Origin of the sequence: Streptomyces clavifer (genome assembly GCF_036345975.1) — a bacterium.
Classification (GTDB): domain Bacteria; phylum Actinomycetota; class Actinomycetes; order Streptomycetales; family Streptomycetaceae; genus Streptomyces; species Streptomyces clavifer.
This window is the reverse complement of record NZ_CP107793.1, coordinates 580,319-602,469: the sequence shown is the minus strand read 5'-3', so window position 1 is coordinate 602,469 and position 22,151 is coordinate 580,319. Positions and strand designations below refer to the sequence as shown.

Sequence of the window (22,151 nt, the reverse complement as noted above, 5' to 3'; positions counted from 1 at the left end):
GCATGACGACCAGAGAACACCTCCTGACCTCGGTCCAGGTCGCCCGCTTCGTCGCGAGCGGATCCCTGCGCATGGATGCGGTGGTGCCGCCCGGGATGAACGAGCAGGCCGTCGAGATCCTGGACGCGGGGATACCTCCGGTGCCCTACGGGACACCGCTCGCCGAGGCGTTTCCCGCAGGCTCCTTCGCCCGTCGCCTGACATCCCTGCCTGCCGTCGCCGGTGCGATCCGGAGCCTCGTGGGGCCCGATCCGACCGTCGACCACCACGCCGTCCACGTACGGGAACCGCATCAGGGCTTCGCCCAGCCGCTGCACGGTGACGCGATCATCGACGTGCGGCCGGACGCCTTCGATATCCAGCTCATGTACTACCCGCACGAGGTAACGGCGGACATGGGCGGCACCCTGAGCGTGCCCGGGAGCCACCTGCGCCGCACCAACGAGACCGACACCGGCCGCTACCAGAACCTCCGCGGCCAGACCCGGCTCGTGTGTCCGGCCGGCACGGTCGTCCTCCTCCACCACGGCATCTGGCACGGCGGGCGCCGGAACGACAGCGACACGCCCCGGTACATGTTCAAGATCCGGTTCAACCCCACGGTCCCGCAGGTCCGTCTGTGGAACACCGACGACCTCGGCGATCCGCAGGTGGAGAGCGAACTGCGGGCCGGCTTCGACTGGTACGAGGCGGCCGCCGGCCGGCTGGAGATCCACAACCGGGTGCTGCTCTGGCGGGCGCTCACCGGCGACGACACCTTCGACATCGACCACTGGGTCACCCGGGTGAACAACCGGCCGGCCCTGGGGAGCACCGCATGAAGCAGCAGGTCCTGATCCTCTTCCTGGCCAACTCGGCGCTCGACGCGGACGTGGTCGGCTGGTCGGCCTACGACGGAACCGGCCGTACCCGCCCCACCACGGGCGACGGTGACGAACCCCCTTACAGGACGGGTCTGGACGCCCTTCTGGACGGGTGGCGTCTGATCCAGGCCTCCCAGCTGATCCCGCCGCATCCGGGGCATGAGTACGACACGTCCTTCCTCAAGCACGAGTTCATCTTCGAGAAGCTGCACCAGGACTCCGGGGCGGAGGGAGCCTGACCGTCGCGGTGGGAGAGGACGCCCGGTGCGGACGTGGCGATGTGCGGATCATCTCGCCCCAACAGGGCGTGCATGAGGGCCTGTTAGCGGCCGGGCCGCGCCTTCGGGCTTGCGGCGGTCGTGGGATGCCGGCGCCAGGGACGGGCACCAGGTCTTCCACCCGGCGCTACGGGGCGGACGAAGCCACCGCCCCCTCCCTGCACCCCGGCCATCACCCCCTGCGCGCCACCAGCACGCGGCCGGAGCCCGCAGAAGGGGGCGCGCGGGGGCGGGCAAGGCCGGCAGCCTTCGATCGTGCGGCCTACGGGCAGCACAGCACCCCGCTACTACGTCAACCGCTCGAAGCAGTGGCGCGGTAGCGCCACCCGCCACGGGAAGACCCCGCCCAGCCACCTGCTCGGACTCCGCATCGCGGGAACCGCCCTCCGGGCCGCCCGGTGACCCGGACGAGACGGCCTACGTGAGCGCCCAGGCGACATCCCTGAGCAGGGCGTGCCGCCAGCCCGCCCGGTCGTGGTCCGCTGCGGACCGCGAGACCCGCACGGTCGCACCGGCCTCCGCCGCCAGGGCCTCGGCCGCCTCGCAGTGGGGGAGCATCCGTGCTTCGTGTTCTCCCACGTCGAACGCGATCCGGAGACCGGACAGATCGGGGCGCTCCCGCAGACGTGCCGCGATGGCGCCGCCCGACGGTCCGCCGAGCGGATCCGCGCGGCCCAGGGAATCGGGAGTCCACCAGAACGACGCCGACTGGCAGGCGACCCGGGACACCAGCTCCGGGAACTCCAGAGCCGCGTACATCGCACTCAGCCCACCGAGGCTCTGTCCGGCGACCACCAGCCGGCCGGGATCGGCGGGAACGCCGCATTCCGCCACCAGCGGCAGCAGTTCGTCCCTGACCGCCTCCCACAGCTCGGGTCTGCACCCGAATTCGGCCGCCCGGTCCTTGGACGGCAGGAAGACGAGGGTGACGGGCGGCATGTCGCCGTTCGCCGCGGCGGAGTCGAACGCGGCCGTGGCCGGGTGCAGATACAGCCAGTCGTCCCCGTCGAGCAGCAGGACCACAGGCCCGCCGCCACCCACCGCGTGCACGCGTACGGTGCGCCGCCCGCCTAGCCGTTCGGAGGCCCAGCGGATCCGGGTGCGGGGGAGGGGCAGGACGTCGTCGGCGCCGACCGCGGGCCAGTGCGGCTGGGCCGGGGCGTCCGGTGTGGCGGCGATGGACCGGTCGGCGCCGGCTCCGACCGGGTTGAGCGGGTCGGCGTACGCCGCGTCGTCCGCGAGGAACTGGTAGGTCACGCGCAGCCGCGCGGGCATGGGGACTTCGGCGTACCAGCAGTCCGTACCGTCCCACCGGCGCAGGGGCACGGGCTCGGACCAGCTCTCGAAGCCGATGCTCGCCGGGGATCCGCGCCGGAGGAACAGGGTCACCCAGCCGCCGCCGTCGGCGGGTATCGACACGGGCGTTCGCGCCGCCGCCCAGAACGCGTCGGTTCCGGGTGTGCCGGGCAGGCCGAACTGGGTGAATGCATGCTCCGGGCCTGTCGTGAGGCCCGCGGCGGGAGCGGTCATGACCGGCCTGCGAGGTCGTCGGCCGCGGTCCGGAGGTGCTCGCCGACGGGCGGCTCCGTGCCGTCCCCGGTGCGGACCCGTTCGGTCACCAGGCGCATGAACGTCTCCTTGTGAGAGGGAGGGAGGAGAGGTTAAGCTCCCATCGATTAGGCGAGCCTAACCTAATCGCGGTCTTCGCTTCCATCCCGATCCACCTCCTGAACGGGCCCTCCATGTCCTCTGCCGATCACCACGTGCGCGGCCTCGTCGGCATCGGCCGGACCGTCCGGGACCACCCCGGAGGCCGCGCGGAGAGAACTCCGTGCGCGGACCGCTGACCGGGTGCCAGTTGCTGCGCATGGAGCCCCGGGCCCGGTGTCGGCCGGCTCCTCGTGGGCGGATCGCGACGGGCGGGCCGCAGCCGGGGCCCGGCCCGCCCGCGCGGCGTCCTGCGGCTCCTTGCGAGGGAACCGTACGACAGGACAGGGGCGGAAGGCCCCGGCCCCGCGGTGCCGATCGCCCGCGCCGCCCACACCCTCACCGACGACCTGACGCACGCACTCGACGCGGCTTCCACCGGCCCCGTCGCACTCGAGGAGGCACCGACGCATGAGCACCAACCCGTTCGACGACCCCGAAGGCCGGTTCCTGGTCCTGGTGAACGACGAGAACCAGCACTCGCTCTGGCCGTCCTTCGCCGAGGTGCCCGGGGGGTGGACGATCGTCTTCGACGAGAACACCCGTGAGGCGTGCCTGGACTTCATCGAGGCCCGTTGGACCGACCTGCGCCCCCGGTCCCTCGTGGCATCCACGGACGCCTGACCGCCGGGGGCGACCGGCCCCGTCGTGCGCACGGCTGATCGCGGCCGGTGCCGCAGTGCCCCTGGGCGCTGCGGCACCGGCCTCTCTGCTTTCCCTGTTGCAGCGTCAGGCGCCATGCGGGACAACATGGTTGACCCGTGGGGCGACCATCGGTGCGGAGCCCGGCCAGCGGCGGCTCCGCTGGACGTGCGATTTAGGTAAGGCTAGCCTTATCTCGCTCCGCCGGAGTTGCTCTTCGTTCGTGGAACCGAGGAAGGAAAGCCTTGATCACGGCTATGCCGCGTCCTGCCCTGCTGCCGCATGCGCTCCTCACCCCTGCCCCATCCGTGCGGCCGGCTCGCAGGGGGGACGCCGCCCAGCTCGCCGTCCTTTCCCACCCCTTCGTGCGTACGGGCGCTCTCCGGGAGAGGCCTGCCTCGCTCTATGCCGACCGCGCGGGCGATTTCCTCGTGACGGAGTCGCCCGGAGGTGGCCTGGAAGGCTGCGTGGGCCTGCGTGCGTACCCTGCCGATGGGGCGGAGGGCCGTGGGCCCGCAGGTGTTCTGTACAACTTCTGCGTGGCCGGGCACAGTCAGGGGCGTGGAGTGGGTGCCGTGCTCCTGCGCGCCGCGCTCTCCGCGGCGCGCGCGCAGTCGCTGGCCGCCCTGTTCACGGCCACGACCGGCGGTGGCAGCCTCTTCCTCCGCCACGGATTCGCACCTTCCGCGGCGCGTCAGGCGCCCCGTTCCTGGGCGGAGTCCCTGGACCCCCTGCGCGACGCGCGGATCCTCGCGCGGGCCCTGTGACGGTTCGTCGGGGCCTCTGGGTCGGCTCCCACCGGCGAACTCCCCGTCGGGCGGGCGGGACCGAAGCATTCCGGGCCGCTCCCGCGACGGGGCGGGAGCGGCCCGGAGTGCACGTGCGGGGCGCGGTGTCCGCAACGGTCAGGCGGGACTCAGGTCGTGGTCCGGGGTGGTGTCCGGGACCACGGTCGTGCCGAGGCCCGTCCCGCCGAGGACGCTCCGCAGCACCGCGTGCGGCACCCGGCCGTCGAGCACCTGGGCCCTGGGCACGCCCCCGCGGACGGCCCTCAGACAACCCTCCATCTTCGGCAGCATCCCGCTCGTCAGGCCCGGCAGCAGCCCGTCCAGCGCGGTGGCCGTCATGTGCTCGATCACTTCGGTGCTGTGCGGCCAGTTCGCGTACAACCCCTCCACGTCGGTGAGGATCACCAACCGTTCCGCTTGGAGGGCCACGGCCAGGGCCGACGCCGCGAGGTCGGCGTTGACGTTGTAGACCTGTCCGTCCTCACCGCGTGCCACGGGGGAGACCACCGGGATGTGTCCCTGCGCCAACAGTGTGCGCACCATGCGCGGGTTGACCTCCACGACGTCCCCGACGAGACCGATGTCCACCGGCCGGCCGTCCACCCAGGCCGGTCGCCGCACGGCCGTCATGGTGTGCGCGTCCTCGCCGGTCATACCCACGGCGAAGGGCCCATGGGCGTTGATGTGGCCGACCAGCTCCCGCTGGACCCGACCGGACAGGACCATGCGCACCACATCCATGGTTTCCGCCGTGGTCACCCGCAGGCCCGCCTCGAAGCGGGTCTCCAGGCCCAGACGGTCGAGCATCGCGCTGATCTGCGGTCCGCCCCCGTGCACCACGACCGGACGCAGGCCCGCCTGCCACAGCTCCACGACGTCCTGGGCGAACGACCGCTGCAGGCTCGCGTCCACCATGGCGTTGCCTCCGAACTTGACCACGACCGCGGTGCGCTGCGGCTCCTCCGGCCGGGGGAGCGCCCCGGCGGACGTGTCCGGGCCGGTGCGCCTCGCGAGGACCTGTCCCATACCGGCCTCCACCCCTCCTGTCATGTCGCTGGGTCCGGCTTCCGCAGCCCGTACGGTCATGGTCTCCGTCTCTCGTGGTGTCGGTGTCCGCCTCGCGCTGCCGCGACGAGGTCAAGCGTTCCCGGGCTCCCTGTGCGGAGAAGGGCCACGCGGGGCACTGTCCGTCGTGAGGACCGTGCTGCTGTGCGCAGTGAGGTGTGTCCGCAGGCGGCGAAGCGCCACTGCGGCGACGGGCGCGAGCCGTCCTTGTGTCGGTCCGGCCGGAGCGGCGCTGAGAGGACCGTGCGCGACCGTCCCCGCGAGCTCCCGGAGGGCCTCGGAGTCGTCGATGGGATGCACGACAGGGGACCGCCCGACCGGGAAGGTGCCGAAGTAGCGGTTCCGCGCCCGGAGGCGTGCGTTCCAAGGAGGGTGGCGCTTTCCGGCATCGGACAGAAGTCGATGGCGGGCAGGCCCATGAGTAATTTTCCTCCCCTGGCGATGTGCGTACCGCTGGGTCCGAACTGCCAAGAGCGCTTTAGCTTAGCCTAACCTAAATTGAGGGAACCGTGGTGTCGGTCGGCCTGCCTCCTCGCCCCGCCTCCTCCCCCCGTACGCGGTTCAACTGCCATCCCCCGGCGGGAGTTGTTCTCTCGTGCGGGTCCGTGACCCGAACAGGGCCGCAGTCGCGGCTCGATGGAGCGGGAGCTCCCACTCGGTTTCGCGAATGATCAGAAATTCCCTCGCCGTGTTCAGGTCGTCCCTAGGATCGATCGCGGCTCCCGCGGCGGGACGCGGGGCACGACAGGAGGAGGGGACCATGTCGAGCATGTCCAGACGATCGCTGCTGGGGTACTCGGGAACGGCGGCCGCGGGCGCGGTGTTCGCGTCCGCGGGGGCGGCGGACGCCGCCCCCGGTACGGGGGAGACCCGATCGGCGGCGGTCGAGTTCGCGCCGGGCACCACGTTCGGGGCGGAGGCGAGCATCTCCGATTCGGATCTGATGATGGAGATGACCTTCAGTGTGCGCGTGGACCGGCCCAACGGCCTTCCCACCGCGAACGAGATCACTCCCCTGGAGATCGCGAACGCACTGTCCGAGCTCGCCGAGGCGAAGGGCTGGCCGCCGATCACCTTCTACGGCACACCGCCGCCCGCGCCTCTGGGCTGACACGCGTCCCCGCCCCACCGCCGGCCAGGAGCGACGGCGGCGCGGTGGGGCGGGGTTCGGCCGGATCGCTAGCGCCCGGTGCAGGGTCCGCCCGGCCCGGGGGGTGCCAGTGCGGCCAGCAGCGACGTGATCACCAGGTCGGTCGAGGCCGCCATGTCCACGGATCCGGGGTCCAGGAGCCACTGCACCTGCAGGCCGTCCATCACCGCGATGATCGCGTTGGCCGCGTGCTCCACTCCGTCCGTTCCGTCCGTTCCGTCCGCTCCGTCCGCTCCGTCTGTTCCGTCGGCGGGAAGGCCGGACGCCTCACGCAGGGCGTCGGTCACGAAAGCGCGCAGCCCGCTGTACCTGTCGCGGAAGTACGCCTGTGCCGGGTGCTCGTCGGTGACGGACTCCGCCGACAGCACGGTGTAGAGCCGGACGATGCCTTCCCGTTCGGCGTTGCGCAGCGCGGTGTCCACCAAGTGGCGCAGGAACTCCAGGCCTCGGGGGCGGTCGGGGCCGAGCTGCTCGATGTCGGTCTGGTCGCGCAGTTCGAGGACGCTGGTCAGCAGGAGCGCCTTGGAGCGGAAGTAGTGCAGGACGCCGGCCTGGGTCAGTCCGGCCCGGTCGGCGATCTCGGCGAGAGAGGCGTTGTTGTAGCCGCGTGCGGCGAAGGTGTCCGTCGCGGTGTGCAGGATGTCCCGCTGTCGCTGCCGCGCCTCCGGGCTGCGCGGCGTACGGGGCCCGACCGGACGCGTCTCCCTGCCCGCTGACTGGTTGCTCACCGGCACAGCTTAAGCCCGTGCTCCGTCCCCGCGGCCGTCTTCGCAGAGTGGGAAAGGCCGCCACCGACTACTTACTAACCACTTAGTAAGTGTGCTTTCATGTCGCCGTCCCCCCACGGACTGGCGCCGACACGGCCCGGAAGGAAGCCCATGGTCTCCTCAGCGCACACGCCAACTGACGCTGCTGTGGGAGCTTTTCCGGGTGCGGCCGGGGTGAGCCGGTGGGCCGCTCAGCGGGCCGTCGGTACGCAAGAGAACACCGTGCCCGGGGCCCGTCCCGGTCCTTCCCGGAGCCGGCAGCGGACGACGACGCAGAGGTACGGGTGTGACTGGACGGGGCCCCGTCGCAGCCCGCCGATGGCGGCATCTCCTTCGTTCCGGCCGGAGACGGTGCACAGGACGTGCGGGCCGGGCGCGACGCCACCGCACCCGCCGTCACCTGCCGCACATCGGCCGCGATCCGTGGATGTCCCGCCCGCAGGACGGGCCGGGGAGCCGGGAGCCGTCGGCCCCCCGTGCACGACCCCTCCGGGCGAGCCGACGTGCCGGCGTGCGCCCGTGAACCCGGCGGGCGCAGACAGGCCGTACCACCCCCGTCAGGTACCGACCGAAGGAGCCGCACCATGACGTTCCGCAGACCTCTCCGTCCCCGGGCGCGCGCCGCAGGCGCCGCCCTCGTCCTGGCCGTTGCCGGGCTCGGCCTCTCCGGCACCGGTACGGGCACGGCGCAGGCCGCCGATCCGGTCGCCCAGGTGTGGCTCACCACGCCGGACGGCGGCAAGAGGCTGTCGGCCGAGGCCGGCGTCCCCTTCACCGGCACTCCCCAGGCCGTGGACATCCGCATCGACGGGAACAGCAAGGGGCAGAAGTTCACAGGGGCGGGCGCCTCGGTGACCGGCGCATCGGCCCACCTCATCCAGGGACTGTCGCAGGCCGAGCGCACCGAGCTGATGAAGTCGCTGTTCTCCACCGGCGGCGACGGGATCGGGCTCAACTACCTGCGCCAGCCCCTCGGCAGCACCGATTTCAACGCCACCGGCGGCTTCCACACCTACGAGGACACCCCCGGCGCCTTCTCCATCGACCGGGACAGGAGCGAGATCATCCCGGTCCTGAAGCAGGCCACCGCACTCAATCCCGCCATCCGCTTCATGGGCTCGCCCTGGTCGCCACCCGCCTGGATGAAGACCGGCAACTCCCTCAACGGCGGCAGCCTCAAGCCCGAGCAGTACCAGGCCTACGCCGACTACCTGGTCAAGGCGGTCAGGGCGTACGGCCAGGAGGGCATCGGGCTGACCGATCTGACCGTGCAGAACGAGCCGGAGTTCGCCACCAGCTACCCGTCGATGAGCATGACGTCGGGGCAGCAGGCCGCGTTCTTCAAGGTCCTCGACCGCGCCCTCACCGCTGCCGACCTGCCGACCAACCTGCTGGCCTTCGACCACAACTGGGATCACCCCAACTACCCGATCGAGGTGTTCAACGGGACCCAGGGCATCAGTCGGGTGATCGGCGCCGCATTCCACTGCTACGGCGGAACGCCGGCGGCCCAGCAGCAGGTCGTCGACGCCGGCAAGCGTGTCTTCTTCACCGAGTGCTCCGGCACCGAGAGCGCCACTCCGAACACCACCTTCGCCGACACCCTGCGGTGGCACGCCGAGAACCTCGTCGTGCAGAACATGCGTAACGGCGGTGAGACCGTCATCAACTGGAACCTCGCCCTCGACGCGAACGGCGGCCCGCACCAGGGGCACTGCACCAACCGTTGCAACGGCGTCGTCGACATCACCGACGGCAAGGTGAGTCGCAACGCCGAGTACTACGTCCTCGGGCACGTCAGCAAGTTCATCAAGCCCGGTGCGACCCGCATCGCCTCGACGAGCCAGGGAGGTGGAGGCGTCCAGAACGTCGCCTTCCAGAATCCCGACGGCACCCGGGCCGCCTATGTCGTCAACACCGCCTCCGGCGCCCAGCGCTTCTCCCTGACGGACAACGGCAAGTCCCTCGCCTACTCGCTTCCGGCCGGCGCCGTCGCCACCTTCGTGTGGGACGGTAACGGCGGGACGACCGAGCCGCCCGTCGGCTCCATCGATCCTGCCGCCTGGTACCAGGTCAGGAACAGCAACAGCGCCGCCTGCCTCGACGCCGCAGACTGGGGCACGGCCAACGGCACCGGGCTCCAGCAGTGGGCCTGCGGTGCGGGCGCCAACCAGAGCTGGCAGTTCCGCCCCACCGGCGACGGGAACTACCAGGTCGTCAACCGGCACAACGGCAAGGCCTGGGACGTCGACGGAGGGGCCGGTGCCACCGCCAACGGCACCAAGGTCCACCTGTGGACCTACGAGGGCGGCACCAACCAGCAGTGGCGTCCCGAACCCCTGGGGACGAACGGGCAGTACCGCTTCACGGCACGCCACAGCGGCAAGTGCCTCACGGTGAACGCTTCCTCCACCGCCAACGGCGCCGGGCTCGCCCAGCAGCCCTGCGACGGTTCGGGAGCCCAGAAGTTCACCCTGACCGGCTGACGCGTCCCCGGTCGCCGGTCGGCCCCGCAGGCCGCCCCGTCCATGGACGGGGCGGCCTGCGGGGCTGGCGCGAGGCACAGGCGTGCCGAAGCCGGCAGCACGGCGAGGATCCGGTGGGCGATGTTCACAGCAGCCCCTGTGAGGGTGGCCGGGCGTAAGTCGCCTCATCATGGGTCACTGTTGAATGGCTTACAAAAGGCACACGCGTGTGCGCCAGGCACAGGGAGTCGTCATGTCGCAGTACGCACGCACCCGCATGATCCGGGGAGACGGCAGGGCCGCACATGGTGGCCTCCCCCGGTGAGGGACACCCGGCGCGAGGAGACGGAGCGCGGCGAGGACCTGACCGGCGCAGTGCGCTGGGACGCCGTACCGGGCCATCCCGAGTGGTACGAGCCGGATCGTGTCGCCGAGGGCCTGCGCGTCCTGGCCGCTGCGACGAACCGGGTTCAGGCGGCCCGGGCCGGTTCACTCCTGGGCTGTGGAGGCATCGTCCACGACCACGGGGGAGCGGTCTTCCCGGCGGCGGCCGCGGCGGCCCCGCTCCTCCTCGACATCGCGCAGCACGGGCACGCCGCTGCGCGGGACACCGTCCTGGGGCTGCTCGACGAAGCCCTGTCGTTCGTCCCCCAACCCGGGTACACACGGGTGGCGACGCCCCACGGCGAGGCGGTCAGGATCTGCTGCGCCGTCGCCCACCATGTGCGGTCCCGGTCCGGCTTCCTGGCCGGGCTGGGGCGTACGGGCAAGCTCCTGCTGGCCGACGCGGCGGCGCACTGGCGCTTCGACGTCCAGGAGTGCGTGGCCGACGGAGACGACACGATCGCCTTCGGGTGGTTGTCGGGCCACTTCCCCGGCGGTACCCATGTGGCGGAACTGCACGGGGACGGCACCGTCAGCGAACTGCGCGCGGTGACCCTCGCCTACCCGACGGGGCGGGACGGCCGGGAGAACTGCCTGCGGGTCGTCGGCCGGTCTCCGCACGAACTCCCCCCGGGGGCCCGGCTGTTCCCGGCGCGGTGCGGCGAGGAGCCCCGGGGCTGACCAGCGATCTCCGGGAGGCGCTTCACGGACGCACGGCCGGTCGTGGGGCGGAGCCGCTGCCCCGGGGGCCGGCCTGACCGTGCACCGGAAGAGTCAGGGAGCGGGCGGGACCGTCGGACGTGGCCCCGGCACGGTGCGAATCGATTCTGCGGTGAATGTCCTGGGCCGTCCGGACGAGCCACGGCTCCGGGACGGGCGAGAGGGCCGGGGCAGCCGGTAGAACGCGGAGGTGATCAAGGGCCTTCCGCGCCGTCGTCGCGTGTTCCCCTCCCTGCTCGGCGCTGTCTCCGGCCGCGGCGCGGGTACGGCGACGAGCCCGGGCGCAGGTGGCCCGATCAGACGTCCGCAGCAGTTCTTCCCGTGTGTTGCCCAGTGAAAGGTGTGCGTGATGAGCCGAGGGCTGATCGTCGTCGATGTGCAGAACGACTTCTGCGAGGGAGGCAGCATCCCCGTCGCCGGAGGCGCAAAGATCGCGACGGCGATCGCCGACCTGGTGGAGCGGGGCGCGGGGGGCGACTACCGGTACGTCGTCGCCACCCGGGACCACCACGTCGACCCCGGGAGGCACTTCTCCGAGAACCCCGACTTCCAGGACAGCTTCCCCGTCCACTGCGTGGCGGGAAGCGAGGGCAGTGACTTCCACCCCCACTTCGCCCCCGCCGTCACCGGTGGCAAGGTCGACGCGGTGTTCTTGAAGGGCGCCCACAGCGCGTCCAAGAGCGGCTTCGAAGGCGCGGACGCGGAAGGCACCTCCCTGGCCGACTGGTTGCGCGCCCGCGGCGTGGAGCACGTCGACGTGGTGGGCATCGCCACGGACCACTGTGTGCGTGCCACGGCACTGGACGCCGTCGCAGCGGGATTCCGGGCGCGTGTGCGCCTGGACTACGCGGTCGGGGTCGCCCAGGACACGACCGCCGCGGCCGTGGACGACTTCCGCCGGGCCGGGATCGAGGTGTCCGGCGAGCACCCGTGACACACGGGGGTCGACGACGTGGGTGAGCCGCCCGGGTTCACCCACGCAGGGCATGCCATGCCCTCCCCGGCTCGTCACCGCCCACGGGACGCCCCGGGGGAGCGGCGTACCTGCCCGCCCCGCCGCACCGGCGGTGCACCGCGTGGTGCAGGGTTGGCGTCGTGGGCAGTCCCGAGAGGGCGAGCCGGTTCGTCACACCCACCGCACGGAGAGAGCATCCGCATGAAGATCGTCGACGCGACGGTGGTCGTCACCAGCCCCGGCCGGAACTTCGTCACGCTGAGAGTGACGACCGACGAGGGACTCACCGGCCTGGGTGACGCCACGCTCAACGGCAGGGAACTGGCCGTCGTCAGCTACCTCACCGACCACGTCGCCCCCCTGCTCATCGGTGTGGACCCGCACCGCATCGAAGACACCTGGCAGTTCCTGTACCGCGGTGCCTACTGGCGGCGCGGACCGGTGACGATGGCCGCCCTCGCCGCCGTCGACGTAGCACTGTGGGACATCAAGGCCAAGGCCGCCGGACTGCCGCTGTACCAGCTCCTCGGGGGTGCGAGCCGGGAGCGTGTCCGTACGTACGGCCACGCCAACGGCGGTGACATCCCCGAGCTGCTCGACTCCGTCAGGGCACGTCTTGCCGAGGGGTACCCTGCCGTCCGCATCCAGTCCGGCATCCCCGGCCTGAAGGCCGTCTACGGGGTGCACAGCACGGACCGCGACGGCTCACCGGTCCTCCACCAGCAGGTCCGGCCGCTCGTGGAGGACTGGGACAGTGACGCCTACCTCCGTCACGTCCCCGCCGTGTTCGACGCGGTGCGTGCGGAGTTCGGCGCCGAACTGCCGCTGCTCCACGACGTGCACCACCGGCTCACGCCGGTCCAGGCCGCACGGCTCGGCAGGGACCTGGAGCCGTACCGGCCGTTCTGGCTGGAGGACTGCACGCCCGCGGAGAACCAGGAGGCACTGCGACTGGTGCGCCGCCACACCACCACACCGCTGGCCGTGGGCGAGGTCTTCAACACCGTGTACGACTACCAGACCCTGATCACCGAGCAGTTGATCGACTACGTGCGCTCCGCGGTCACCCACTTCGGAGGGGTCACACCGCTGCGCAAGCTCTTCGACTTCGCCGCCCTGTACCAGATCAGGACCGCCGTGCACGGGCCCGAGGACATCTCCCCGGTCGGCATGGCGGCGGCCGTCCACCTCGACCTCGCCGTCCACAACTTCGGCATCCAGGAGTACTCGGGCCACACCCCGCTCACGGAGGAGGTGTTCCGGCACGCCTACACGTTCACCGACGGACACCTGCACCCGGGCGAAGCACCCGGCATCGGCGTGGAACTCGACGAGAGGGCGGCCGCCGCCCACCCGTACGAGGCGGCCTACCTGCCCGTCAACCGCCTCCAGGACGGCACCGTCCACGACTGGTGAACCCCGACCGGCCAGGGAGGGCCCCGGGCCTCGGGACGGCCGACGAAGCCGGGACCGTACGCGGTGACCAGCTGAGTACGACGTGATCAGGAGACGACGTGATCGGGTACGAACGACGTGATCAGGGGTGTGCGCCGAGGCTCGCGGGGGAGGCGTGGCACATGCACTCCTGGAGCCTCGACGACATGCCCGACCTCTCCGGCACCACCGCGGTGGTCACGGGCGCGAACAGCGGGATCGGTGCGGTGACGGCCCTCGCCCTGGCCCGCTCCGGTGCCCGCACCGTCCTCGCCTGCCGCGACCCCGAACGGGGCCGTGCGGCGCTGGACGCCGTCCGCCGCGCCGCGCCCGGCTCGGACACCCGGCTCGTCCGCCTCGACCTGGCGGACCTGTCCGCCGTGGCCGAGGCCGCCGGCCACATCGCGAAGGAGGTCGACGGCCGGCTCGACCTCCTGGTCAACAACGCGGGCGTGATGGCTCTGCCCATGCTGCGCACGGCCGACGGATTCGAGATGCAGTTCGGCACCAACCACCTCGGCCACTTCGCCCTCACGCACCACCTGCTGCCCCTCCTCGGCGAGGAGGGCCCGTCGAGGGTGGTGACCGTCTCCTCACTCGCACACCGCGTCGGCCGGATCGACCTGGACAACCTCAACGCCGAACGCGGTTACGACAAGTGGCGTGCCTACGCGCAGTCCAAGCTGGCCAACCTGCTCTTCACCGCCGAACTCCAGCGCCGCGCCCAGGCCACCGACAAGCAGCTCCTCGCGCTGGCCGCCCATCCCGGCCTGACCGCGACGGAGCTCTGGCAGACCGGCCCGCGACTGGCCGGACGCACGTGGGCGGCGCAGCTGGAGCGTGCGACGCGCCTCTGCACGCAACGGGCGTCCGCCGGCGCGCTGCCCACGCTGTACGCGGCGACCCTGCCGGCAGCGCCCGGCGGCAGCTACTACGGCCCCCGCCACCTGGGCGGGACAAGGGGAGGCCCGGCGTCCGCGCGCACATCGGCCCGTGCCCGGGACATGGACACGGCACGGTCCCTGTGGGACGCATCCGCCGACCTCACCGGGCTGGCCCGCGACGCCATCTGACGCCCCCGCCGCACCAGGAACACACCAGGCGGCCGATACGCCCCCGCGCCCCGGCCCGCCCGACGCTGCTCACCCGAGACCGCGTCGGCGGTCGCCGGGGCTCGGCCGTGCCACACCTCTACGGCCCCCTCGACGCGCTCGGTGACGGCCGTAAGACCTCGGCCTCCGTCGCCGTGAGCCGTGTCTCACCAGGGTGGTGCCACTTGCCTATGCAACCAGTTGCATAGGACGATCGGGGCATGGCGCTCGAACACGCGATCCTCGTTTCCCTGCTGGAGAAGCCGGGTTCCGGCTACGAGCTGGCCCGGCGGTTCGAGCGGTCCATCGGCTACTTCTGGACCGCCACCCACCAGCAGATCTACCGCGTCCTCAAGCGCATGGAGGGCGACGGCCTGCTCGACGTCCGTGACGTGCCGCAGGAGCGCCGGCCCGACAAGAGGGAGTACTCCGTCGCGGGCCCGGGCCGCGCCGCCCTCTCCCGATGGCTGCACGAGCCGATCGAACCCGAGAGCCTGCGCCACGACCTCGCCGTGAAGATCCGCGGCGCCGCCTTCGACGACCCGGCCGCGCTGGTCCGCGAGGTCGAGCGGCACCACCAGGTCCACAGCGACCGGCTGGCGCACTACCTCGCCGGGGAGCTCCGTGACTTCACCGGGCCGGGGGCCCCCGCGACGCCCGACGCCGGCCAGGAGCTGCAGCACGTCGTGCTGCGCGGCGGCATCGCGTACGAGCGGATGACGATCGCCTGGCTCGACGACGTGCTCGCCACGCTCCACCGCATCGGCGCGGACCACCCGCGCCTCTGAACTCCTCCGTACCCCGACCCGCGACCCCCCGGAAGGCGACCTCCATGGCCGACCCGCTGCTGTTCAACCCGCGCACCTACGACCCGGCGCACTTCGACCCCGAGACCCGCAGGCTGCTGCGTGCGACCGTCGACTGGTTCGAGGACCGCGGCAAGCGCCGGCTGATCGAGGACTACCGCTCCCGCGCCTGGCTGGGGGACTTCCTCGCCTTCGCCGCCGAGGAAGGGCTCTTCGCCACCTTCCTCACCCCCTCGTCCGCCGCTCGGCGGGAGGACCAGCGCTGGGACACTGCCCGGATCGCCGCACTCAACGAGATCTTCGGGTTCTACGGACTCGACTACTGGTACGCGTGGCAGGTGACCGTCCTCGGCCTCGGACCGGTCTGGCAGAGCGACAACAAGGCCGCCCGAACCCGCGCCGCGGAGCTCCTCTCCCGGGGCGAGGTGTTCGCCTTCGGCCTGTCCGAGAAGGCCCACGGCGCCGACATCTACTCCACCGACCTCCTCCTGGAACCGGACGGTGGGGGCGGCTTCCTGGCGAGCGGCTCCAAGTACTACATCGGCAACGGCAACGCCGCCGGGCTCGTCTCCGTCTTCGGCCGCCGCACCGACGTCGAGGGCCCGGACGGCTACGTCTTCTTCGCCGCGGACAGCCGCCACCCCGCGTACCACCTGGTGAAGAACGTCGTCGACTCCTCCAAGTACGTCAGCGAGTTCCGCCTGGACGACTACCCGGTCGGCCCCGACGACGTCCTGCACACCGGCCGTGCCGCTTTCGACGCGGCCCTCAACACCGTCAACGTAGGCAAGTTCAACCTCTGCACCGCCTCGATCGGCATCTGCGAACACGCGATGTACGAGGCCGTCACCCACGCCCACAACCGTGTCCTGTACGGCCGCCCCGTCACGGCGTTCCCGCACGTGCGCCGCGAGCTGGCCGACGCCTACGTCCGGCTCGTCGGCATGAAGCTGTTCAGCGACCGCGCCGTCGACTACTTCCGCTCGGCCGGGCCGGACGACCGCAGGTACCTGCTCTTCAACCCGATGACGAAGATGAAGGTGACCACGGAGGGCGAGAAGGTCATCGACCTGATGTGGGACGTCATCGCCGCCAAGGGCTTCGAGAAGGACACCTACTTCGCTCAGGCAGCCGTCGAGATCCGCGGGCTGCCGAAGCTGGAGGGCACGGTCCACGTCAATCTCGCGCTGATCCTCAAATTCATGCGCAACCACCTGCTGAACCCGGCCGAGTACGCACCCGTGCCGACCCGGCTCGACGCCGCCGACGACGCGTTCCTCTTTCGCCAGGGGCCCGCCCGGGGCCTGGGCTCCGTACGCTTCCACGACTGGCGGCCCGCCTACGACGTGTACGCCGAGGTGCCGAACGTCGCCCGCTTTCGCGAGCAGGCGGACGCCCTCTGCGAGTTCGTCGCCACGGTCGCACCCGACGAGGAGCAGGGCCGGGACCTCGACTTCCTGCTCTCCGTGGGCCAGCTCTTCGCGTTGGTCGTGCACGGACAGCTGGTCCTGGAGCAGGCCGGTGCGACGGACCTGGACCAGGACGTGCTCGACGAGCTGTTCTCCGTGCTCGTACGCGACTTCTCCGCGCATGCCGTGGAACTGCACGGCAAGGAGTCCGCCACGGCCGCGCAGCAGACCTGGGCGCTGGGGGCGGTCCGCCGTCCCGTCGTCGACGCGGCCCGCTCGGCGCGCGTCTGGGAGCGTGTCGAAGCCCTGTCCGGTGCGTACGAGATGGCGCCGTGACCGCGGGATCGTGACCACGCGGACCGTGGGCCCGCCGGGCCCACGGTCCGGGAGCGGAGCGGATCACCGGCCTGCCGTACCGTCAGCGGGGGAGCGGCAGACCCGTGTAGTTCTCGGCGAGTTCCGCGGCCGCATGGGCCGACGTGGCCACACGGTCCAGCTGCGCCAGCTGGAGGCGGGTCTCGAACGCCGACTGTGCCGGATCCGTGTGCAGCGTGGTCGTCATGAAGGACGAGAAGTGCTCCGCCCTCCACACCCGGCGCAGGCAGGTGTCCGAGTAGGAGTCCAGCAGCCCGGTCGATCCGGTCTCCTGCCGGACGGCGAGTGCGCGGGCCAGCACGATCACGTCGGCGGCGGCGAGGTTCAGCCCCTTCGCCCCGGTCGGCGGCACGATGTGCGCGGCGTCACCCGCCAGGAAGACCCGCCCGTGGCGCATGGGCTCGGTGACATGACTGCGCATCGGCAGCACGGACTTCGAGGTGATCGGGCCGCGTTCCAGCTTCCACCCCGGGTCCGCGTCGGTCGCGAAACGGGCGTCGAGTTCGTCCCAGACCCGCGCGTCGGACCAGTCGCCGGGGTCGGTGCCGTTGGGGACCTGGAGGTAGAGGCGGCTCACCGAGGGCGAGCGCATGCTCGCGAGGGCGAAGCCGCGCTCGGAGTGCGCATAGACCAACTCGTCGTACACGGGCGGTGCCTCGGCGAGGATGCCGAGCCAGGAGTAGGGGTACGTCCGCTCGTACGTGGTCCGGCACGACGCGGGCACGGCGTCGCGCGCCACGCCGTGGAAGCCGTCGCAACCGACGACGTAGTCGCAGGTCAGCGTCTCCGCCCGGCCCTCGTGCAGATAGCGCACGACAGGGCTGCCCGTGTCGGCGCCGTCGATCCCGGTCACCTCCGCCCCGAACAGCAGGGGACCGCCCTCGGAGAGCTGGAGGGCGATCAGGTCCTTGACGACCTCGGTCTGCGCGTACACCATCACGCTGCGCCCGCCGGTCAGTGCGGGGAAGTCGATGCGGTGCGAACGGCGGCCGAAGCGGAGCTCGATGCCGTCGTGGACCATGCCCTCCCTGTCCAGCCGTTCACCGGCGCCCGCTTGGCGCAGTGCGTCCACGGTCGCCTGTTCGAGGATTCCGGCGCGCTGGCGCTGTTCGACGTACGCGCGGTCACGGCGCTCCAGCACGACGCTCTCCACACCCGCGTTGTGCAGCAGTCTGGCCAGCAGGAGCCCGGCCGGGCCGCCTCCGATGATGCCGACGGTGGTGTGCATCAGCTGTCCTTCCGTGTGCGGGGGTCCCCGGGCCGGTTCCCGAGCCCACCGGGCCGTTCCATTCCGGGCCCTTTGTCGTCCGCGCCCGCTCCGCTCTCGCCGAGTTCTCCGAGTTCCGTGAGTTCCGTGAGTTCCGTGAGGACGCGGTCCGCCACGGCGAAGGCCGAATTGGCCGCCGGCACCCCGCAGTACACCGCGGACTGCAGGAGGACCTCGCCGATCTCCTCGGGAGTGAGCCCGTTCCGCACGGCCGCCCGGACGTGCAGGGCGAGTTCGTCCTTGTGCCCGCCGGCGACGAGCGCGGTCAGGGTGATGCAGCTGCGGGTACGCCGGTCCAGGACGTCACCGGCCCAGATCTCGCCCCAGGCGTACCGGGTGATGAACTCCTGGAAGCGCGCCGTGAAGGGCGTGGTCCGGGCCGCGGCCCGGTCGACGTGGGCGTCCCCGAGGACCGCACGGCGGACGGCCGTGCCGCGGGGGCGGGGCAGCCCCAGGTGGGCCCGCAGCGCGTCCAGTACCGCCCCCGGCCGCTCGACCCCGGCCAGGTGTGCGGCGCGGGGCAGTTCGACGAGGTGGGCATCGCGGATGCCGTCCGCGAGTGCGCGGGCGTGCGCGGGCGGAGTGACACGATCCTCCCGGCCGCCCACGACGAGGGTGGGTGCGGTGACCCGGGCCAGGTCGGCGCGGAGGTCGAGGACGGCCAGCACCTCGCAGCACACCGCGTACGCCTCCGGATCGACGGCGAGATGGTCGGCGGCGAGACGACCGGCGACGAGCGCACCGGAATCCGTGAACGCCGGTGTGAACCACCGCTCCGGTGCGGTCGCGGCGAGCGGGCCGGTGCCGTCCGCCCGTACCCGTCCGGCCCGCTCCAGCCACGGTCCGGGCTCCCCGAAGCGGGCGGACGAGCAGACCAGCGCGAGGGACTCCACGCGGGAGGGGCGGTGCGCGGCCAGCCAGGTGCCGACGGCGCCGCCGAGCGAGACGCCGGCGTACGCGAACGACCCGACGCCGAGCGTGTCGACGAGGCCGAGCACGAGCTGGCCCAGGTCGGCGACGGTCGACCCGGCGGGAAGCAGGGCCGCGGGGGAGCCGCCATGGCCCGGGAGGTCCCAGCGGACGACGCGATACCGCTCGGCGAGCGCCGGGACCTGGGGGTCCCAGACGGACAGCGACGTGCCCAGAGAGGGGCCGAGCACGAGGACGGGGGCGTCGGTGGGGCCATCGACGCGATGGTGCAGCAGGGCGTTCACGGGCTGTCCTCGGTCCTGGGAGGGGTGCGGTCCGACGGGGCGCCGCTGCCGGACACCGGACCGCACCCGCGGGAGAGCGCCCGGTCGACCAGCGCCGGGGCGGAGCCCAGGTACCCGTCCGGCCGGGCGAGATCGCGGAGGGACTCCGCGGACAGCAGCGAGGTCAGTTCCGGGTCCTGGAACAGGTCCGTCCCCCGCTGCGAGGCTCGGCGCGCGGCGTCCGTCACCACCCGGCGGGCCGCCTCACCGCCCAGCACCGGGGCGAGCGCGGCCGGCAGGCGTTCGGAGAGCGTCAGACCGTGCGTCAGGCCGACGTTCACCCGCATGCGGTCCGGCCGCACGATCAGCTCCGCACACAGAGCGGCTGCCATGGAGGCCGCGCCGCCCGTCAGCCTCAGGGCCTCGCGCAGCGGCAGCCACTCCGCGTGCCACGCCCCCGCGGGGCGCTCGTCCTCCGCGGCCAGCGAGCTCAGCAGCACCGATGCGAGGGCGGGAACCTGACGGGCGGCGGACGCGACGAGGGTGGCCCGTACCGGGTTGCTCTTGTGGGGCATCGCGGAGGAGCCGCCGCCGGTGCCCTCGGCCAGCTCGCCCACCTCGGTCCGGGACAGCACCAGAACATCTGCGGCGATCTTCCCCAGCGCCCCGGCGCAGAACGCCAGCGCCGCCCCCAGGTCGGCGACCGGGGTGCGCAGCGTGTGCCAGGGCAGTCCGGGCTCGGCGAGACCCGTTTCCCGCGCGTAGGCGGCGACGAGGGGGATGCCTCCGTCACCGAACGCCGCCAGGGTCCCCGCGGCGCCGCCGAGCTGGGCCGGGAGGGAGTCCCGTACCCGCACGGTCCGCTCCAGCGCGTCCAGCACCAGGGCACGCCACCCCGCCGCCTTGAGGCCGAAGGTGGTGGGCACGGCGTGCTGGGTGAGCGTGCGCCCCGGCATCGGTGCCTCGCGGTGCGCCGCCGCGAGGGCGTACAGCGTCTCGCCCGTCCGCTCCAGGTCCGCGGTCAGCAGGTCCAGGGCCCGTGCCGCGACGAGCATGAGCGCGCTGTCCAGGATGTCCTGGCTGGTGGCGCCCCGGTGCACGAACTCCGCGTGCTCCGGCTGCCGTTCGCGCACGGCTGCCCTGAGGTCCGCCACCAGCGGGATGACCGGATTGCCGCCCGACCCTGCCCGCAGGGCGAGGGACCGTACGTCGAACTCTCCGGAGCGTGCCACGGCGGTGACCGTCGCACCCGCGGCCGGATCCTGTGCCCGGGACAGAGCGGCCTCGGCGTCCAGCATGGCCCGCAGGAAGGCGTGGTCGCCCGTGGCGGCCTCCACCGGGCTGCCGGCCCACACCGGGGCGAACAGCCCCGCGTCATCCGTGGAAGTCAAGGAACACCGTCTCCTTCCCGCCCTGTACGCGGATGTCGAACCGGTACGACCTTTCGCCGTCCGGCACCGCGACCAGGGTGGCCCTCCGCTCCGGCGGCAGCCCGTCGAGCAGCGGATCGGTCACGGCCTCCCCGAGGTACGCCCGGGTGAACAGGTGGTGCATCAGCCCGCGTGCGAAGAGGCACACCGACAGGTACGGCCTGTCCGAGGGCGGCAGGGTCCGCACGGCCCAGTGGCCGTCCGCGTCCGTCGGCACCCGGCCGAAACCGGTGAAGTCCACACCGTTGCGGCCGAGGAATCCCCCGGTGACCGGGTCCCGGCGCAACGAACCGGCCAGGCCGCCGCCCTGCCAGATCTCCAGCAGTGCGTCCGGTACCGGGTCGCCGTGGCCGTCGGTCACGTATCCGTGGACCATGACCGCGCCGGGGTGCCCGGCGGGGGCGATGTCCGCGCCGCCGGGGAAGGGCAGCGCGTACCCGTAGAAGGGGCCCACCGTCTGCGAGGGCGTCGGCGGAAGACTCATGCGTTCTCCTCGGGGTCCGGAAGCGTCGCGGCCGGGCCGTCGAGCACGATGTCCCAGCGGTAGCCGAGGGACCACTCCGGGCTGGACAGCCCGTGGTCGTAGGCGGCCACGAGCCGGGCGCGCGCCGCCGGGTCGGTGACGGACTGCAGGATCGGGTCGTACGGGAAGAGCGGGTCGCCCGGGAAGTACATCTGTGTCACCAGGCGTTGGGTGAACGCCGTGCCGAACAGCGAGAAGTGGATGTGGGCGGGGCGCCAGGCGTTCACGTGGTTCCGCCACGGGTACGCCCCGGGCCGGATCGTCGTGAACGCGTACCCGCCCCGTTCGTCGGTGAGACAGCGGCCGACCCCGGTGAAATTCGGGTCCGGCGGCGCCGGGTGCTGGTCACGCTGATGCGCGTACCGGCCCGAGGCGTTGGCCTGCCAGATCTCCACCAGTTGGCCGCGCACCGGCCGCCCCGCACTGTCCAGCACCCGGCCGGCCACGGTGATGCGCTCCCCGAGCGGCTCACCGGGGTGACGTCGGGTCAGGTCCGCGTCGAGCTCGGTGACGTCGGTGACTCCGAAGACCGGGCCGGTCAGTTCGGTCGCCTCCGGGTCGCCGCCCACTGCGACGAGCGGCTGCCGCGGGTGGCGCAGGACGCTGCTGCGGTACGGGGCGAAGTCACGGGCCGGGTGGTGCGGCGCCGCGCCGCCGGCCGAGGCGGTCCGGTGCGCGGCGGCTATCTCCGCGCTGATCTGCTCCTGGTCCGGGATCATCGGGACGTGTCACCTTCCGGGACGGGAACGGGCCGTCGGCGTACGACGGTTCGAGGGTGGCCGGGTACGCCCCGAGGCGGCCCTCCGGTCACCGCCTCCGCGGCGGAGCGTTGGACCTCG

General features: G+C 72.2%; 21 protein-coding genes. 13 read left to right on the top strand and 8 right to left on the bottom strand.

The features are described 5' to 3' along the window. Window positions 1-2 precede the first annotated feature (2 nt). From OG927_RS02530 to OG927_RS02520, 3 genes are all read left to right on the top strand, one after another. Window positions 3-821: a phytanoyl-CoA dioxygenase family protein gene (locus tag OG927_RS02530; RefSeq protein ID WP_330319617.1), complete on the top strand. Its 819-nt coding sequence runs from the start codon at window positions 3-5 to the stop codon at window positions 819-821. Beyond that, window positions 818-1,102 (top strand): hypothetical protein, encoded by a 285-nt coding sequence (locus tag OG927_RS02525; protein ID WP_056792682.1) that lies wholly within the window; start codon window positions 818-820, stop codon window positions 1,100-1,102. The genes OG927_RS02530 and OG927_RS02525 overlap by 4 nt, the downstream gene beginning before the upstream one ends. Window positions 1,103-1,396: 294 nt before the next feature. Continuing rightward, window positions 1,397-1,543, top strand: a complete 147-nt coding sequence (locus OG927_RS02520; RefSeq protein ID WP_164494228.1) for a hypothetical protein — start codon at window positions 1,397-1,399, stop codon at window positions 1,541-1,543. 15 nt (window positions 1,544-1,558) lie between these two features. Here the strand turns inward: OG927_RS02520 and OG927_RS02515 are convergent, their stop codons facing one another. Further along, a complete protein-coding gene (locus tag OG927_RS02515) occupies window positions 1,559-2,671 on the bottom strand; it encodes an alpha/beta hydrolase-fold protein (RefSeq protein WP_124283164.1) in 1,113 nt (370 codons plus the stop codon). Window positions 2,672-3,259: 588 nt separating this feature from the next. Between OG927_RS02515 and OG927_RS02510 the strand changes: the two genes are divergently transcribed. Then, window positions 3,260-3,472, top strand: coding sequence for an MbtH family protein (locus OG927_RS02510; RefSeq protein WP_056792680.1), 213 nt, complete (start codon window positions 3,260-3,262; stop codon window positions 3,470-3,472). A 263-nt stretch (window positions 3,473-3,735) separates the two neighbouring features. Then, window positions 3,736-4,257, top strand: coding sequence for a GNAT family N-acetyltransferase (locus OG927_RS02505; protein WP_408058031.1), 522 nt, complete (start codon window positions 3,736-3,738; stop codon window positions 4,255-4,257). A gap of 138 nt (window positions 4,258-4,395) precedes the next feature. Here OG927_RS02505 and argB read toward each other — a convergent pair whose 3' ends face one another. Next, on the bottom strand, window positions 4,396-5,304 hold the full coding sequence (argB, locus tag OG927_RS02500; protein ID WP_124283166.1) for an acetylglutamate kinase: 909 nt from the start codon (window positions 5,302-5,304) through the stop codon (window positions 4,396-4,398). Between the two features lie 808 nt (window positions 5,305-6,112). On the opposite strand from argB, the gene OG927_RS02495 reads away from it, so the two are divergent. Further along, window positions 6,113-6,454 carry a hypothetical protein gene (locus OG927_RS02495; protein WP_241191997.1) on the top strand — a complete coding sequence of 114 codons (342 nt, stop codon included), beginning with the start codon at window positions 6,113-6,115 and terminating at the stop codon, window positions 6,452-6,454. Between the two features lie 68 nt (window positions 6,455-6,522). Here the strand turns inward: OG927_RS02495 and OG927_RS02490 are convergent, their stop codons facing one another. Beyond that, window positions 6,523-7,221: a TetR/AcrR family transcriptional regulator gene (locus tag OG927_RS02490; RefSeq protein WP_330319614.1), complete on the bottom strand. Its 699-nt coding sequence runs from the start codon at window positions 7,219-7,221 to the stop codon at window positions 6,523-6,525. 623 nt (window positions 7,222-7,844) lie between these two features. On the opposite strand from OG927_RS02490, the gene OG927_RS02485 reads away from it, so the two are divergent. The 7 genes from OG927_RS02485 (at window position 7,845) to OG927_RS02455 (ending at window position 16,860) form a co-directional block, all read left to right on the top strand. Further along, on the top strand, window positions 7,845-9,746 hold the full coding sequence (locus OG927_RS02485) for an RICIN domain-containing protein (protein ID WP_330319613.1): 1,902 nt from the start codon (window positions 7,845-7,847) through the stop codon (window positions 9,744-9,746). Between the two features lie 300 nt (window positions 9,747-10,046). Next, entirely contained in the window at window positions 10,047-10,790 is a 744-nt protein-coding gene (locus tag OG927_RS02480; protein WP_319100255.1) for a hypothetical protein, read from the top strand. Between the two features lie 388 nt (window positions 10,791-11,178). Continuing rightward, entirely contained in the window at window positions 11,179-11,763 is a 585-nt protein-coding gene (locus tag OG927_RS02475) for an isochorismatase family protein (RefSeq protein WP_330319612.1), read from the top strand. 222 nt (window positions 11,764-11,985) lie between these two features. Then, complete coding sequence (gene manD, locus OG927_RS02470) at window positions 11,986-13,200, top strand: D-mannonate dehydratase ManD (RefSeq protein WP_330319611.1); 1,215 nt, start codon at window positions 11,986-11,988, stop codon at window positions 13,198-13,200. Window positions 13,201-13,361: 161 nt separating this feature from the next. Then, complete coding sequence (locus tag OG927_RS02465; protein ID WP_056792673.1) at window positions 13,362-14,291, top strand: oxidoreductase; 930 nt, start codon at window positions 13,362-13,364, stop codon at window positions 14,289-14,291. Window positions 14,292-14,530: 239 nt separating this feature from the next. Next, complete coding sequence (locus OG927_RS02460) at window positions 14,531-15,097, top strand: PadR family transcriptional regulator (protein ID WP_330319610.1); 567 nt, start codon at window positions 14,531-14,533, stop codon at window positions 15,095-15,097. A 44-nt stretch (window positions 15,098-15,141) separates the two neighbouring features. Then, entirely contained in the window at window positions 15,142-16,860 is a 1,719-nt protein-coding gene (locus OG927_RS02455) for an acyl-CoA dehydrogenase family protein (RefSeq protein WP_330319609.1), read from the top strand. Window positions 16,861-16,942: 82 nt separating this feature from the next. Here the strand turns inward: OG927_RS02455 and OG927_RS02450 are convergent, their stop codons facing one another. From OG927_RS02450 to pcaH, 5 genes are read right to left on the bottom strand one after another with little or no spacing between them, the layout of a single operon-like run. Further along, on the bottom strand, window positions 16,943-18,127 hold the full coding sequence (locus OG927_RS02450) for a 4-hydroxybenzoate 3-monooxygenase (RefSeq protein WP_124283173.1): 1,185 nt from the start codon (window positions 18,125-18,127) through the stop codon (window positions 16,943-16,945). Further along, a complete protein-coding gene (gene pcaDC / locus OG927_RS02445; protein ID WP_330319608.1) occupies window positions 18,127-19,380 on the bottom strand; it encodes a bifunctional 3-oxoadipate enol-lactonase/4-carboxymuconolactone decarboxylase PcaDC in 1,254 nt (417 codons plus the stop codon). The genes OG927_RS02450 and pcaDC overlap by 1 nt, the downstream gene beginning before the upstream one ends. Then, on the bottom strand, window positions 19,377-20,750 hold the full coding sequence (pcaB, locus tag OG927_RS02440; protein WP_056792669.1) for a 3-carboxy-cis,cis-muconate cycloisomerase: 1,374 nt from the start codon (window positions 20,748-20,750) through the stop codon (window positions 19,377-19,379). Before pcaB ends, pcaDC begins: the two co-directional genes overlap by 4 nt. Then, window positions 20,734-21,273, bottom strand: a complete 540-nt coding sequence (gene pcaG, locus OG927_RS02435) for a protocatechuate 3,4-dioxygenase subunit alpha (RefSeq protein ID WP_056792668.1) — start codon at window positions 21,271-21,273, stop codon at window positions 20,734-20,736. Before pcaG ends, pcaB begins: the two co-directional genes overlap by 17 nt. Then, window positions 21,270-22,031 carry a protocatechuate 3,4-dioxygenase subunit beta gene (gene pcaH / locus OG927_RS02430; RefSeq protein ID WP_124283176.1) on the bottom strand — a complete coding sequence of 254 codons (762 nt, stop codon included), beginning with the start codon at window positions 22,029-22,031 and terminating at the stop codon, window positions 21,270-21,272. The genes pcaG and pcaH overlap by 4 nt, the downstream gene beginning before the upstream one ends. Window positions 22,032-22,151 lie beyond the last annotated feature (120 nt).